Genomic DNA, 14,647 nt, shown 5'->3' on the forward strand with positions numbered 1-14,647 from the left:
ATGTTGTCCCGCCTGACCGCCCTGATCTGCGCCTGTGCGCTCACCGCCTGCACCACCACCATGATCGACCGCGGCACCTACCTCGCCGACACTCAGCACCACGCAAAAGGCGCCGACTCCCGCGTGCGCTTTCTCGTCATGCACTACACCGAGATCGACGAAGCGAAGTCTCTCTCGGTCCTGACCGGCGATCAGGTGAGCGTGCATTACGTCGTCCCCGATGCCCCGCGTATCGAACGAGGCGAGCCGGTCGTCTATCAACTCGTGCCGGAAGACCAGCGCGCGTGGCACGCCGGGCTGAGTTACTGGCAAGGCGCGACGGAACTCAACGCTTCGTCCATCGGAATCGAGAACGTGAATCTCGGGCCCATCGACACGCCGTCCGGCCGCGGATGGCAACCTTATCCGCCCGCGCAGATCGACGCGCTCATCGAGCTGTCGCGCGATATCGTCACGCGCTATCGCATTCCGCCGACGCGCGTCGTCGGCCATAGCGATATCGCACCGCAACGCAAGATCGATCCCGGTCCGCTTTTTCCGTGGCACACGCTTTACCAGGCGGGCATCGGCGCATGGCCCGACGATGCCACGGTCGCCGCGCATCTCGCCGGCCGTGCGCCGAAGGCGCCTACGGATGTCCGCGCGCTTCAGGAAAAGCTCAAACGTTACGGCTACGATGTCGCCACCGACGGTGTCCTCGATGAGAAAACGCGCCGCGTCTTCGGCGCGTTCCAGATGCACTTCCGCCCGTCGGACTACGCGGGTGACGCGGATGCCGAAAGCGACGCCATCGCGTCCGCGCTCATCGACAAATATCTGCCCTGACATGAGCGACTACTTTCTGCCGCTTCGCGCGCTCCATATGACCTGCGCGGGACTGAGCATCGCCGGTTTCTTGCTGCGCTGGATCTGGATGCTCGCGGATTCGCGTCTCTTGCAAAAGCGCGCGGTAAAAATCGTCCCGCACATCGTCGATACCGTGCTGCTCGTCTCGGCCATCGCGCTCGTCGTCATCATCGGCTTCGACGCGAATGCCGCATGGCTCGCAGCGAAGATCGCGGGCCTCGTCGTCTATATCGTGCTCGGGACGTTTGCGCTCAAACGCGGCCGCACCAAAACCTCGCGGGCAATCTTCGGCGTGCTCGCCATCGTCGTCTTCGCGTTCATCGCTTCGGTGGCGCGCACGCACGATCCGCTCGGTTTCCTGCACGCGTTCGCTTAGCGGAGCAAGATGCTCCCTTGGACTCGAATTCTCACCTCGAAAGCAGCAACACCATCATGACTCAGGACGAACTCAAGCAACTGGTCGGCCAGGCCGCCGCCGATTATGTCGACGCGCAGGCGCCCGAAGGCTGCATCATCGGCGTTGGCACGGGGTCGACCGCCAATTGCTTCATCGATGCGCTCGCAAAGTCGAAAGCGCGTTATCGCGGCGCGGTATCGAGTTCGCTCGCGACCACGGCGCGCCTCGAAGCGCATGGCTTCAAGGTGTTCGATCTCAACGAAATCGAAAACTTGCCCGTGTACGTGGACGGCGCCGATGAAATCGACGGCAGCGGCGCGATGATCAAGGGCGGCGGCGGCGCGCTCACGCGCGAGAAAATCGTCGCGTCGGTGTCGGACGTGTTCGTGTGCATCGCCGATGCAAGCAAGCGCGTCGACGTAATGGGCAAGTTCGCGCTGCCCGTCGAAGTCGTGCCGATGGCGCGCACGGCTATCGGCCGCAAGCTCGTGACGCTCGGGGGCGTGCCGATCGTGCGCGTGACGCTGGACGGTTCACCCTTCATCACGGACAACGGCAACGAGATCATCGACGTGAAAGGGCTTTCCATCACCGACCCGCGCGCGCTCGAAGCGCAGATCAACGCGTGGCCGGGCGTCGTGACCGTCGGACTGTTCGCGGCGCGCGGCGCGAATGTGTGTTTGCTGGGCACGGAGAAGGGCGTCGAACGTATCGACTACGCGGCATAAAAAACCGCTCGAAGGCAGCACGCTCAAACTAAAAATGGCCCGGAATGTCCGGGCCATTTTTTATCCAAAGGCAAAATCAGAACGCGTTACGTCCGATAAAGCCCTTGAACATGGTCATCGCGACAATCTTGATGTCGAACCAGAACGACCAGTTGTGGATATAGAACAGGTCGAACTTCACGCGGCTCTGCATCTTCTCGACTTTTTCGGTCGCGCCACGATAGCCGTTCACCTGCGCCCAACCCGTAATGCCCGGTTTGATGCGGTAACGGAACATATAACCGTAGACGAGATCCTTGTACAAGTCGTCGTGTTCGAGCGCGTGCGGGCGCGGGCCCACCACCGACATATTTCCGAACAGTACGTTCAGGAACTGCGGCAGCTCGTCCAGACTCGTGCGGCGCAGGAATGCACCGATCTTCGTCACACGCGGGTCGTTGCGCGTTGCCTGGGTCACGTGGCCGCTCGTTTCCTTGTGCACGGCCATCGAACGGAACTTGTAGATGCGGAACGGCCGTCCGTCAGCGCCCTTGCGGTTCTGCGTGAAGAAAACCGGTCCCTTCGAGGTAGCCTTCACCGCGATCGATATGCCGATCATGAGCGGCGACAGCGCCAAGAGCGCGGCGGCCGCGAACAGGCGGTCGAACAGCATCTTCGGCCACATTTGCAGCGTGCTGACCGGCGAGGTCGTCAGGTTGATGGTGGCGAGCCCGGCGACATCCGTCATCGAATGATTGAAGAGCGAGATGCTGCGGGTGTCTGGAATCAAACGCAGATTCACGAAGTCATGGCGCAGCGCGTGCACGAAGCGGTAGATGGTGTGCTCTTGCGAAAGCGGCAGCGCGAGCCACACTTCGTTGATCTCTTCACGGCGCACTTTCTCGACGAGTTCGTCGAAGTCGTTGAGCACCGGCATGCGCATGGAAGCGCCCAGCGTGCTGCCTACGCCGCTCGCGTGCAATTCCTCGTCGCCGGTCGTATCGAGCAGGCAAACCGGCGTAAAACCCTGTTCGGGCGTGCTGCTGAGGTGCGCGAGCAAGGTGCGCGCGAAACCCTGCGCGCCGACGATAGCCACGGTGCGCTGGTTGAAGCCGCGGCCACGCATGGCTCTAAGGCTCAGATAGACCGCGCACTTCGCGACGACGATCAACGCGCCGGAAATCAGCGTGGAATAAGCGAACCACAGACGCGAGACCAGATCCATCCGATGCAGCGTGAACGCCAGCAAAAGCGCCGCCGCCGCCACCGCGACCCAGGCGAGCGTCACGCGTGCGAGCATCACCGGCAACGGCTTGCCGCGCCAGGCTTCGTACACGCCGAACGCCGGAAACAGCAAGAGGGCGAGCACGCAATTGAACGCGATCAGCAACTTTTCGACATCGCTGAAATCGAGCGAGGAGAAGCGCATGAAGTGCGCAATCACCCCGCCTGCGATGATCAGGAACACGTCGAGACAACGTGCCGAGCGGGCGAACATATCGCGATTTTTAGTTTGCATCTGCATTATCAGGCGCTGGGAACGGAGACGTTTTCCTGCACGCGCATGCGCGGCAGCAGGCGGTCGAATTCACGCTTCACGAGGCCGTAGCACTCGCAGGCGCGGGCTTCGAGCCCTTCGCGGTCCACCACCTTGATACAGCCGCGGCTGTGATGGATGAGGCCCGCATCGTGCAGCTTGCCCGGCTGCTTCGGTCACGCCTTCACGGCGTACGCCCAGCATATCGGCAATTAATTGTTGCGTCACTTGTAGTTCGTTGGACGCCGTACGATCGATTTCGATCAGAAGCCAGCGGCAAAGTTGCTTATTGAGCGAATGATGGCGGTTGCATGCGGCCGTCTGCGCGACTTGCGTGAGCAGCGCTTGCATATAGAGAAGCATCAGGCGGCGCAGGAAGTCGGAACGCGCGAACTGGTCGCGCAGCGCTTGCGCGCTCATGCGATACGCGAAGCCGGGGCACTGCACTTGCACGCGCGTCGGCATGGTTTCGCCGCCCGTGAGCACCGGCACGCCCGTCATGCCTTCGCGGCCGACCGCCGCGATTTCGACGGAACCGCCATCTTCCATGGTATGCAGCAACGAGATGATGGCCGTCGTCGGGAAATAGACGTGATGAATGCGCTGGCCGGAATCGCACAGCAGTTGTTCGGTGCGCAGTTGAACGAGCTCGAGATGCGGAGTCAGTGCTTGCCATTCGTGCGCCGGAAGCGCGCCAAGCAAATGGTTGCCGTGCAGGTCGGACTGGAGGGTAAGCATGGTTGTTCTCTCGTAGCTCGCGCAGTGCGCTTCACTCTTTTATTTACTGATGTGAACGTTTTCCAACACATTCCGTCCTTCACATCAGCCCCGTAGCTCCTGTGTCGCGCATGAGTTGATTTGGTTGATTGCGTGGATCGGGTGGCGACACTCTTTTAGCGAGGACTGTGCCAATGCGGCGAGCGTCAATGTGGGCGGGGCCTCAGTGCAAATCCGCCGTTTGTGATGCAGTGCAGCGAAGCGTTTTTGTTTCAGTTTTGAACATTGCTGGTCTTAGGAATACGTATGCGACCCAATACGTAGCATTGTTGCGATCCCCCCGAATGAAGGATTGGTCATATCGCATTACCGCGCGACAGGGCTCTTGGGGAGACATCAGGTTGCAAACCTTCCTTCTTTCGTAGGGAGTTTGAAAATTGATTCATCCGTGTTCCATCGGCTTCGTGGGCAAGCGAACGTGCATTCGTGGATGATTCGCTTGCTTATCCGCAAAGCCTTGCTGCGTATGTCTTTGCGACATGCAAGTCGTGCATGGTCGTGATTCGCGTTCAAGGGCAAAACGTTGCGGCTCTTGCGCGATGTGGAATCCTCACGCGATAAGCATCATGGTGAACGATCTTCATGTCGGCCGTGATGGCTTACATCGGCCCATACGAGGCTTGCACAGCATGCTTCAACGAACATCATCACGATGATTCAGCGTAAAACGTTTGCGTGACATTTGATGGTTTGGTGCTTTGCGACAACGCCGAATTACGCGGAGGGAAGAATTCAGAAATGTTTCATCGAGGACAACTTCGAGCGCTTGTGTGTCGCGTGAAGCCTTGAACACAGCGCAAAGCAGCGTGAGATTTGACTAACACACTTGGCGTGCCATGTCGCCGAGAGATTGGAGCAAGCAGAAAACCCCTTGAAATAAGGCTCGAAATGAGGGCGCCGCAAAGGGCGCATCTCATGATTCATGCTATGAAATGTTCAACAGACTATAGCGGCGAGAGGCGGCACTACGCGCGAATATGCATCTTCGAGAACATCGAAAGAGGCTTCGCAAAGCTCGCGATGTTGTCGTGAAAGCGAGCGAGCGAGACGGCATTGCATGACCATGGTCTCGCTTGCGATCTTGCGGGCGCTGGTATGCGTTTGCACGGGTATGTCGAAGCCTTGCTCGCGCATCCATTGCAGGTAGTGCGCAAGCAGTTCGAAGTTCGCGCCGAGCTGTCGCATTACGTTTGCGAAGTAGAGCTGCGTGTAAGCGTCACCGCGCGCGAGCATGGCATCGACATGTTCGGGAAAGGCAGCACGCCAGCGCGTGATCGGATTGTGCAAAGGACGTCGCAGCAAATGCGCGCACAACAGATCGGCCGATGCTTCCGCCAGGGCCGTTCCGGTAAGCGGTTCACGTACACGCTTGACGAACTCGACATGCGGGAAAAGTGTCGCGGCCAACGTGCTTGCGTCGCTGGCGGGCAAGCCCAGCACGCCGTTGTAGTCATCGCCATCGAGCAGATGGTAGCCCGTGTGATGAAAGTAGCCGAGACGCCGCGCATTGGGATCGATCACATCGATGCCGATAGTCGTCTTCGCATGCTCGCGATGGTAAGAAGCCGACCGCGTGTCGGGCAAGAAGAACGCATCCGTTTCGATCAGCACGGTGTTTGCGCGGCGCGTCTGCACGAGCGCGCGTTCTTCGAGCGAATGGAAGATCGAAAGCTCCTGCACTTGCAGGCCGTAAAGCTTTTCGATGTCTTCCGGTGTCATGCGGCCGAGCGTGAACTGGTCGTCCTCGAAGTCTTGCGCGACGCTATACGCGAGTGCCGCGCGCGGTTCGAGACCATTGCCGTGCAGAAGCTCGATCCAGAGATCGACGGGTCCCGCGCCGTCGCGCCAGATGCGCTCGCCACGATGCAACGCATGCGCGTGATGCCGCCGCGCGCGCAGGCGCAAGGGGTCGAGTTGCACGACGCGCGAACGGCCTGCGTCGGAACCCGTCACACCGCCGGTGTGGAACGCGCTCATGCGTTGACCTCTGAGCAGTAAGGACGGCGTCCGATACCGCCCGTGCGGCCGGGCATGCAGTCATTTTTGCTTTCGTTTTTTTGCGCGCCCGGGTCGCGGTCGACGGCGGTAAGCATCTCGATTTTCCCATGAAGGTGCCGCATGAAGCGAGCGCTATCGGTGCATGCGAATGCACGAAATCGCGCCGGGTGCACGGTTGCATGCACTTATGGGCGGCGAACGGTGCATCGCGGCCCGTGTATGCGGTTTTAGGTTCGAAGGCGTCTTTTTCCCCGAGACGCCTTGCGTGCGGTTGGCCTTATTTGACGGGGCTGCAAGGGCTATCGTCGGTGCGCCGCCGCACGGAATGTTGGCTCACCGGGACGTAACGTGTGATGGTCGCCACGCCGGTTTTATCCGGCCCGAGCATGGAGAATAAAACGATGAACTGGAAAGCCCTTGATTTCGAACAGCTCACTGCGCGAGAGCTTTATCTGATTCTGCGCGCACGCAGTGCGGTGTTCGTCGTCGAACAGTCGCATGTGCACCTCGATCCCGATGGCCGCGATGAAAGCGGCGTGCATGTCTTCGCAGCCGAAGACATGACTCGTTCGATGCCCGTGCTCGCCTATGCGCGCATTCACGAAGGCGACGCCGAAGACCCGGAAGTCGTCGTCGACAAGATCTTGACGAGCCCGCTGCGTCGCGGCGATGGCACCGCGCATGCGCTCATCGAACGCGTGCTCGAAGTGACCGCGGAACGTTGGCCCGGACGCGGCGTGCGTCTCACGGCGCCTGTGAGTCTGCGCGGCTTTTACGAAGCGTTCGGCTTTCGCAAGACCGAAGGTCCGTTCCTCGAACACGGCATGCCGTACATCGGCCTGACGCGAAAGAGCCGTCAGACGGCGCGCGAAACGGCGAGCGCCAGCAAGGCGCAACTGCACGCCAACACCTACGAGTTGCTGTAAGCAGCTTTGCGCGCGCTGCTCGGCCGTTCAGGCGGCGCGCGCTCCAACGAATTCCACGCTGTAAAAACGAAAGGCAATCCAGGACACGCGCGCCGACCAAGGTCGCGCGTGCCGAACCCACATGCGAATAGTCCATCTAGCCAACCACGCACAGACGATTGGCAACGGCACCGTCAACATGATGGTGGATCTCGCCTGCATGCAGGCGCGCATGGGGCAGGAGGTAATCGTGGCGTCATCCGGCGGCGGATTCGAGCCGCTCTTGCGACGTCACGGCATCACGCATATTCCGTTGCAACAGTCGCGCCAGCCTTGGCGCGTCCCTTCGATGATCGCGGGCTTCAATCGCCTTATCGACCGATTCGATCCCGATATCGTGCACGCGCACATGATGACGGGCGCATTGATCTCGCGGTTTGGCAGCATGCGCCGCCGCTTCGCGCTCGTCACGACCGTGCACCATGAATTGCAGAAGAGCGCGTCGCTAGTGCGCTCGGGCGATCGCATGGTCGCCGTGAGCGATGCGGTCGCGAAGGATCTCGTCGCCCGCGGTATCGGGGCCGAGCGGCTTTCGGTCGTGCGCAATGGTGCGATAGGCGCGCCGCGGCTCGTGTGCCGTCCCGCGCCGAAACCCCTGCGTTTGAAGCATCCGAACGTAGTTTGCGTGGCGGGGATGTATCGAAGAAAGGGTATTACCGATTTGCTGCATGCATTCGCGCTGTTGCGCGAGCAATCGATGCACGACCGGGAATTCATACCGGAGCCGCATTTGTACCTGGTAGGCGACGGGCCCGATCGCAGCGCGATGGAAACGCTCGCCGCCGAGCTAGATCTGGGCGCGACGGTGCATTTCACCGGCTTCGTCGCGGACCCGCGTCCGTATCTCGCCGAAGCCGATGTCTTCGCGTTGCTGTCGCTTCAGGACCCGAGTCCGCTCGTGATCGCCGAGGCGCGCGAGGCAGGGTGCGCGATCGTTGCCACGCGTATCGGCGGTATCCCCGAATTACTCGATGGCGGCGCGGCGGGCGTGCTCGTGCCCGATGGAAATCCGGCCGAGGCGGCGGCGAAACTGCGCTGGCTGCTGCTCGACTCGCAGGCGCGCGGCCAACTGTCGGCGCGCGCGCGACAGAATCTGCATCAGCTTTCAGTCGAGCGCGTAAGCAACGAATACCTGACGATCTATCAGGAAACGCTCGCGGAACGCGCTTCGCAACGGCCGCGTGCGATGCCGGTCGGCCCGCGTCGCACGCGCGCGCCCGATGGCGCCGTATGAGCGAATAGACCGACGAATGAACTAAGTGGTGCACGACGAAAACGCGCATACGTACCGCATAAAGCGCGCGAGTGTCATACAAAAGGGGTATCGAATCGGGCGAGCGTTCGCGGTCGCACAGAACGCATACGAGATGCTTGCTCAAATGCTTGCATGACCGGTTCGCATTTCGGACGGACCGCAAAAAAACGCTCGCGCCGCGCTGCGACGTCGCCATTCTTCAGTTTCCCTGACGAATGCCGGCGCGCGCGCGGCGCGAGTGCAGCACTCAGGGCATGCAGCAAGAAGGGCGGCGACGTGGCGATTGCACCCCGTCAGAGGGAATACCCTGTCAGGAAATTCCCAACTGGTTTTCGGTGCAACGAAGACGCAACGTATCAGGCACGACGACCGGACCAGTCGGTTGTCGCCGTGCCTCGGCGCCTCTGAGCAAACAGCGTGTTCACGACGAACACACATGGCTACGGACAGGCGACAAAGGGGAGAAGCGAGATGGATGAAAACAAAGAGCGATCGCTGGTGGCGAAGGTCATGGACGGACTCGTCTCAGGGATCGTCGAGCAGAAATATGGGGCGATATTGCCGCCGCAGGACATCCTCTCGAAGGAGTTCGACGTAAGTCGGACCGTCATGCGTGAGGCGCTCTCCATGCTGCTCGCGCGGCATATGCTGGACGTGCGGCCGAAAACCGGCACGCGCATCCGGCCGATGAGCGACTGGCGCCTGATCGACGAAGATGTCGTAAGCTGGCGTTTTCGCGCGAAGCCCGATCAGACGTTTCTGCGCGATGTAATCGAATTCCGCATGCTGATCGAGCCCCGTGCCGCCGCGCTGGCAGCAGCCCGCGCGACGCCCGACGAGATCGCCGGCATTCGCGATGCCTTCGACGCGCTTTCGCAATTGCAGGTTGGCGAGCCGGAATATCAGGCCGCCGACGAAGTGCTGCATACGCGTATCGTGGCGGCGAGCGGCAATCAGTTCTTTCGCCAGATGACGGCGATCGTGCGCGGTGCGCTCGTCACGGTGAATCCGATCGTCGACGGCATCGAGTCGGTGCGTGAAGCGACGCTCGCGGCGCAGCGGCTCGTGGTCGAAGCCATCGAATCGAAAGATACCGATGCAGCCGAACGCGCGACGCGCGCACTCGTCGACCTCGCGGCGGAAGAAGTGGGCCGCGCGTTCTCGCTCGAGCGCTCGAGCCCGCAGTATCCGGCGCAGCCGCCGAGCGTGAATGCTCCGGCAGGCGCGTAACGGCGTCCGTATCGCGCGAAAAGCCGGGACCTGTCCCGGCTTTTTGCATTTGGCCGCGCGGTTCCTTGAGGCACAATGCCTCCCACGATGAACATCTCGCGGGAGACCGGCTTTGAGCAATACCGAAACGAACACGACGACGAACACGGGAAAGACGAACGCGATCCGCTGGGGCATCGTGGGTGCGGGACGCATTGCACGGCGCTTTGCCGAAAGCCTGGGGCATGTCGATGGCACGGCACTCGCGGGCGTCTGGTCACGACGCGCCGAACCCGCTCGCGCGCTGGCGGCACCGCATGGCGCGCGCGCCTTCGACGACCTCGACGCCATGTTCGGCGAGATCGACGCGGTCTATATCGCGACCATGCAGGACAGTCATCCCGAATACGCGCTGCGTGCCTTCGCGGCGGGCAAGGCCGTGCTCTGCGAGAAACCGGCCGCCGTGAACGCGCGCACCTTGCAGACCATGATCGACGCCGCGCGCGCGTCCAAGCTGCTTTTCATGGAAGCGATGAAGCCGCCGTTCTATCCGCTTTATCGCCGTTTGCGCGAGCATCTTGCGCGCGATCCCATCGGCGAGATCGGACTCGTGCGCGCGGGCTGTTCGATAGCCGGCGTGCCGCTCGATCATCCGTCGTTCTCACTCGAAGCGGGCGGCGGCGCGTTGCTCGATATCGGCGTCTACGAAGCGTTTCTGGCGGTCGACTGGCTCGGCGAGGCGCTCGACGTGCAGACGATCGGCCGCGTGGGCGAAACGGGCGTGGATGTCTTCGCGAGCCTCAACGTGCGCCACGAGCGCGGCATCGCGCAGATATTCTGCGGGCTCGATCTGCAAGGTCGTGGCGATGCACTCATCGGCGGCACTCAAGGCACGGTGACGATCCACGAGAACTGGTGGAACCCGGCGCGCGCGAGCATCGTTTATACGGACGGACGCCGCGTCGAACTCGACGAGCCTTTCAGCGGCGGCGGCCTGAACTACGAGACCGCGCACTTCTGCGAGCTGCTGCGCGCGGGCGCCATCGAAAGCCCGATCATGCCGCACGCCATGTCGATGCGCATGATCGCCATCATCGATGCCGCGCGGCGCGATCTGAACGTGCGCTTCCCGTTCGAGGCAGATTAGCGTTCGTCGCCCGTGCAGCTCAATGCCGGCCCGGCAGCGCGAGGCGTCTTTCGAACCTGCGCTGCACGAATTCCAGCACGCTGCAGAGCACCCAATAGACGAACGCCGCCGCGAGATAAAGCGGCAACGGCTGATACGTCGCCGCGATCACTTCCTGCGCGCTGCGCAGCAACTCCGTCACGGTGATGACCGAGACGAGCGACGTATCCTTGATCAGGCTGATGAGACTGTTCGACAAACTCGGCACCGCAATGCGCAAGGCTTGCGGCCCGACCACGTAACGCAGCGTCTGGGCGCGCGACAAACCGAGACTGTAGGCGGCGAGCCATTGCCCGTTGGGGATGCCGAGAATCGCGCCGCGCATGCTTTCCGAAAGATACGCCGCCACGTTCGCCGACAGCGCGATCACGCCCGCGGGCGTCGGGTCGAGCGAGATGCCGAGGCTCGGCAGGCCGTAGTAAATCACGAAGATCTGCACGAGCAGCGGCGTGCCGCGCATCACGCTCACATAGCAGCGGCCGATGGCGACGAGCGCGCGGCTGCGGCTGATGCCCATCAACGCCAGGACGACGCCCGCGATGAGTCCGAAGAACATCGAATAGAGCGCGAACTTGATCGTCAGTAGCGCGCCTTGCGCCAGCACCGGGGCCGATTGAACGAGCAGGGAGGTCGTGGACATGAACGGGGAAGCAGGAAGGAGAGCGGGCAGGTTGCCGCGCAAAGCGCACATCATAAACCGCGCGCGAAAAAGACAAGGGCGACACCGTCAGACGATGCCGCCCTCGAGCCGCGCGTTACGCTCGTAACGTCCGCAACGCCTTTCGGCGCGCGGGAACGAGGCTTACTTCGCGGGCTTGGTCACGTCGATACCGAACCACTTCTGCGAGATCTTCGTGAACGTGCCGTCCTGTTCGAGCTGGGTCATGGCGTCGTCGATCGCCTTCGCGAACTTCGGGTTGCCCTTCTTGAACGGAATGCCGGACGGGCTGCCCTTGTCGAGATTCGTGCCCGTGCGCAGCGGCAGTTGCGAGTTCTTCAGCAGATAGGCGAGCATCAGACGGTCGTTGAGCGCGGCGTCCAGACGGCCGGCTGCCAGATCGCGCAAATATTCGGGCGCGCCCGGATACGTCTTCACATCGATACCCGGCACCGACTTCGCCATGTCCATGTAGTTCGTGCCGAGACCGACGCCGAGCTTCTTGCCCTTCAGTTCGTCGAGCGACTTGAATTCGCGCTTGTCATCCGCGCGCTGGATCAGCTGCGCGTTCGAGTACGTGTAGGCGGGCGAGAAGTCGAGCGTGGCCTTGCGCGCATCGGTGATACCGACTTGATTTACGATCACGTCGAACTTGCCAGCCTGCAGGCCCGCGATGATGCCGCTCCACTCCGTCGTCACGAACTCGGGTTTCACGCCGAGCTTGGCGGCAACCGCCTTGGCGATATCCACGTCGTAACCGACCAGCTCGCCTTGCGGCGACTTCGAGTTGAACGGGGGGAAGGTGCCTTCCAGACCGACGCGCAGCGTGCCGCGTTGCTTGACGGAATCGAGCAGGTCTTCGGCATGCGCCGCAGCCGACAGGGACGCGCCGATCAGACCGGCGACGAGCACTTTCTTGAGCGTGGACAGTTTCATCGTGTTTTATTCCTCTTGAATGGCATCGCGACGGCGAGCCGTGCTTTGCAGGTGCGGCATCATAGATAAAAGGCAAGCGATGCGTAAGATCGTTTGCTTATTTCCATATTCCTACGCAAGGGCTTCGACGCACTCGCGCACGAGCGCCGGTCCCTTGTAGATCAGCCCCGTATAAATCTGCACGAGCGATGCTCCCGCCGCGAGCTTTGCGCGCGCGTCCTCGCCCGAGAAAATCCCGCCCACGCCGATGATCGGCACATCCGCGCCCAGTTCGGCGCGCAGCTTGCGGATCACCTCGTTGGACGCATCGAAGACGGGGCGGCCCGACAGGCCTCCGGTTTCCTCGCCGTGCCGCATGCCGCTGACGGCGGTGCGCGAGAGCGTGGTGTTGGTGGCGATCACGCCGTCGATACCGTGCGTAAGGACGGTTCCGGCGATCGACTTGATCTGCTCGTCGTCGAGATCGGGCGCGATCTTGAGCGCGAGCGGCACGAGCTTGCCGTGAAGATCGGACAGACGCTGCTGCTTGTCCTTGAGCGCGCCGAGCAGCGAATCCAGTTCGCCCGCGCCCTGTAGCTGCCGCAGATTCTTCGTGTTCGGCGACGAGATATTGATCGTCACGTAGCTCGCGAACGGATAGACGCGTTCGAGGCAGTACAGATAGTCATCGGCGGCGCGTTCGATCGGGGTATCGGCGTTCTTGCCGATATTGAGCCCCAGGACGCCGCGATAGCGCGCCGCCTGCACGTTGGCGACGAACTGTTCGACGCCGCCGTTGTTGAAGCCCATGCGGTTGATCAACGCGCCCGCTTCCGGCAGCCGGAAAATGCGCGGCCGCGGGTTGCCCGACTGCGCGCGCGGCGTGACCGTGCCCACTTCGATGAAGCCGAAGCCGAGCGCCGCCAGTCCGTCGATGCACGCGCCGTCCTTGTCCAGTCCCGCCGCGAGACCGACGGGATTGCGGAACGCGAGGCCCATCACGTTGCGCGGCGAGTCGGGGCCGCGTTTGGCAAGCATGCCGGCGAGTCCGGTGCGGCCGGCCGCGCCCAGCATGCGCAGGGTGAGGTGATGAGCGTCTTCCGCGTCCATCTTGAACAGATGCGAGCGCGCGAGCGGGTAAAGGGAGCTGAACACGAAGTGAACGCCTGCGACGGCGAGTTTTTTTAAGACCCGCTATTTTAGCGGCTTTGCAGAGGGCGCCGGAGTGGATGGTTGCGGCGCGAGTTTTGTCGGCAAGGTGCGGCGATTCGGGGAAGCGGTTGTTTCCTGCCGATGGGGCTTTCCGAGCGTCAAGCGCAAGGTTGCCGCGCGCGAGGCGCTTGCTACTTCGGCTGACTCACGTTGTGGATGCGGCCCGGCATCGGCAAGGTTCCGGCGGAAAGCGTCGTTGCGGGATCGAGCGGTGACCAGCGGCCATCGATCAGCCCTTCCAGCGGCCGGAAGTTGGCCTTGTACGCCATCTTTTCGCTTTCGCGAATCCAGTAGCCGAGATACACGTGCGGCAAGTCGAGGCTCTTCGCCTGCTCGATCTGCCAGAGGATGTTGAACGTGCCGAAGCTCGTGTGCGGCAGGCCCGGCTCGAAGAACGTGTACACGGACGAAAGCCCGTCGCCGAGAATGTCGATCATGCTGATCATGCGCAATGCGCCGGGCGTGTCCGCGTTGCCCGGCTCGCGGAATTCGACGAGCCTCGAGTTGATCCTGCTTTGCAGCAAAAACTGTTCGTACTGGTCGCGGCTGTCGCGATCCATGCCGCCACCCGCGTGCCGCGCCGATTGATAGCGCATATAAAGCGCGTAGTGCTCTTCGTCGTAATGCAGCGGCGCGACGCTCGCGACGAGATTGCCGTGCTGCTTCCAGACGCGCCGTTGCGTGCGGTTCGGGGCGAAGCGCGCCACCGGCACGCGCACCGGCACGCAGGCACGGCAACCGTCGCAATACGGGCGATACGTGAACACGCCCGAACGCCGGAAGCCGGCTTTGACGAGTTCGGTGTAGACGTCGGAATTGATGAGATGGCTGGGCGTCGCGACTTGCGAGCGTGCCACGCGTCCTTCCAGATAACTGCAAGGATAGGGCGCTGTTGCATAGAATTGCAGCGCGGAAAGCGGTGACAGCGGCAGCTCGTTCGGATGTGTCACGTTGGCGGCTCTCGTCTCGCGGGCGTCTCGTCGTT

The 14,647-nt window shown here is 62.1% G+C and carries 13 protein-coding genes and 1 pseudogene; 7 read left to right on the plus strand and 7 right to left on the minus strand.

Going from position 1 to position 14,647, the window contains the following annotated elements; translation table 11 throughout:
• Genes P9292_RS33945 through rpiA form a run of 3 tightly spaced genes read left to right on the plus strand, consistent with a single transcriptional unit; the run spans position 1 to position 1,971 of the window.
• Positions 1-825 (plus strand): N-acetylmuramoyl-L-alanine amidase, encoded by an 825-nt coding sequence (locus P9292_RS33945; RefSeq protein WP_309845251.1) that lies wholly within the window; start codon positions 1-3, stop codon positions 823-825.
• 1 nt (position 826) lies between these two features.
• Positions 827-1,222: a SirB2 family protein gene (locus tag P9292_RS33950; protein ID WP_244825379.1), complete on the plus strand. Its 396-nt coding sequence runs from the start codon at positions 827-829 to the stop codon at positions 1,220-1,222.
• 56 nt (positions 1,223-1,278) lie between these two features.
• Entirely contained in the window at positions 1,279-1,971 is a 693-nt protein-coding gene (rpiA, locus tag P9292_RS33955; protein WP_250465012.1) for a ribose-5-phosphate isomerase RpiA, read from the plus strand.
• Between the two features lie 76 nt (positions 1,972-2,047).
• Here the strand turns inward: rpiA and P9292_RS33960 are convergent, their stop codons facing one another.
• The 3 genes and pseudogenes from P9292_RS33960 to P9292_RS33970 all read right to left on the minus strand — a co-directional run bounded on the left by P9292_RS33960 (position 2,048) and on the right by P9292_RS33970 (position 6,241).
• Positions 2,048-3,448, minus strand: coding sequence for an undecaprenyl-phosphate glucose phosphotransferase (locus P9292_RS33960; protein ID WP_309964277.1), 1,401 nt, complete (start codon positions 3,446-3,448; stop codon positions 2,048-2,050).
• Between the two features lie 29 nt (positions 3,449-3,477).
• A pseudogene (locus tag P9292_RS33965) lies at positions 3,478-4,225 on the minus strand (Crp/Fnr family transcriptional regulator).
• Between the two features lie 975 nt (positions 4,226-5,200).
• The gene (locus P9292_RS33970) at positions 5,201-6,241 is read right to left on the minus strand and encodes a DUF1839 family protein (RefSeq protein ID WP_309963541.1); all 1,041 of its coding nucleotides are present in this window, start codon (positions 6,239-6,241) and stop codon (positions 5,201-5,203) included.
• Positions 6,242-6,663: 422 nt separating this feature from the next.
• On the opposite strand from P9292_RS33970, the gene P9292_RS33975 reads away from it, so the two are divergent.
• The 4 genes from P9292_RS33975 to P9292_RS33990 all read left to right on the plus strand — a co-directional run bounded on the left by P9292_RS33975 (position 6,664) and on the right by P9292_RS33990 (position 10,838).
• Positions 6,664-7,188, plus strand: coding sequence for a GNAT family N-acetyltransferase (locus P9292_RS33975; protein ID WP_244825375.1), 525 nt, complete (start codon positions 6,664-6,666; stop codon positions 7,186-7,188).
• A gap of 121 nt (positions 7,189-7,309) precedes the next feature.
• Positions 7,310-8,461, plus strand: a complete 1,152-nt coding sequence (locus P9292_RS33980; RefSeq protein ID WP_250465008.1) for a glycosyltransferase family 4 protein — start codon at positions 7,310-7,312, stop codon at positions 8,459-8,461.
• A gap of 492 nt (positions 8,462-8,953) precedes the next feature.
• Complete coding sequence (locus tag P9292_RS33985; protein ID WP_244825373.1) at positions 8,954-9,712, plus strand: FadR/GntR family transcriptional regulator; 759 nt, start codon at positions 8,954-8,956, stop codon at positions 9,710-9,712.
• 112 nt (positions 9,713-9,824) lie between these two features.
• The gene (locus P9292_RS33990) at positions 9,825-10,838 is read left to right on the plus strand and encodes a Gfo/Idh/MocA family oxidoreductase (protein WP_309963543.1); all 1,014 of its coding nucleotides are present in this window, start codon (positions 9,825-9,827) and stop codon (positions 10,836-10,838) included.
• A 19-nt stretch (positions 10,839-10,857) separates the two neighbouring features.
• Here P9292_RS33990 and P9292_RS33995 read toward each other — a convergent pair whose 3' ends face one another.
• From P9292_RS33995 to P9292_RS34010, 4 genes are all read right to left on the minus strand, one after another.
• Entirely contained in the window at positions 10,858-11,517 is a 660-nt protein-coding gene (locus P9292_RS33995; protein ID WP_244825371.1) for an amino acid ABC transporter permease, read from the minus strand.
• 162 nt (positions 11,518-11,679) lie between these two features.
• On the minus strand, positions 11,680-12,471 hold the full coding sequence (locus tag P9292_RS34000) for a transporter substrate-binding domain-containing protein (RefSeq protein WP_309963545.1): 792 nt from the start codon (positions 12,469-12,471) through the stop codon (positions 11,680-11,682).
• 111 nt (positions 12,472-12,582) lie between these two features.
• Positions 12,583-13,605, minus strand: coding sequence for a quinone-dependent dihydroorotate dehydrogenase (locus P9292_RS34005; RefSeq protein ID WP_309963547.1), 1,023 nt, complete (start codon positions 13,603-13,605; stop codon positions 12,583-12,585).
• 188 nt (positions 13,606-13,793) lie between these two features.
• Complete coding sequence (locus tag P9292_RS34010) at positions 13,794-14,612, minus strand: arginyltransferase (protein ID WP_244825368.1); 819 nt, start codon at positions 14,610-14,612, stop codon at positions 13,794-13,796.
• Positions 14,613-14,647 lie beyond the last annotated feature (35 nt).

Source organism: Caballeronia sp. LZ001 (assembly GCF_031450875.1).
In the GTDB taxonomy this organism is placed as follows: domain Bacteria; phylum Pseudomonadota; class Gammaproteobacteria; order Burkholderiales; family Burkholderiaceae; genus Caballeronia.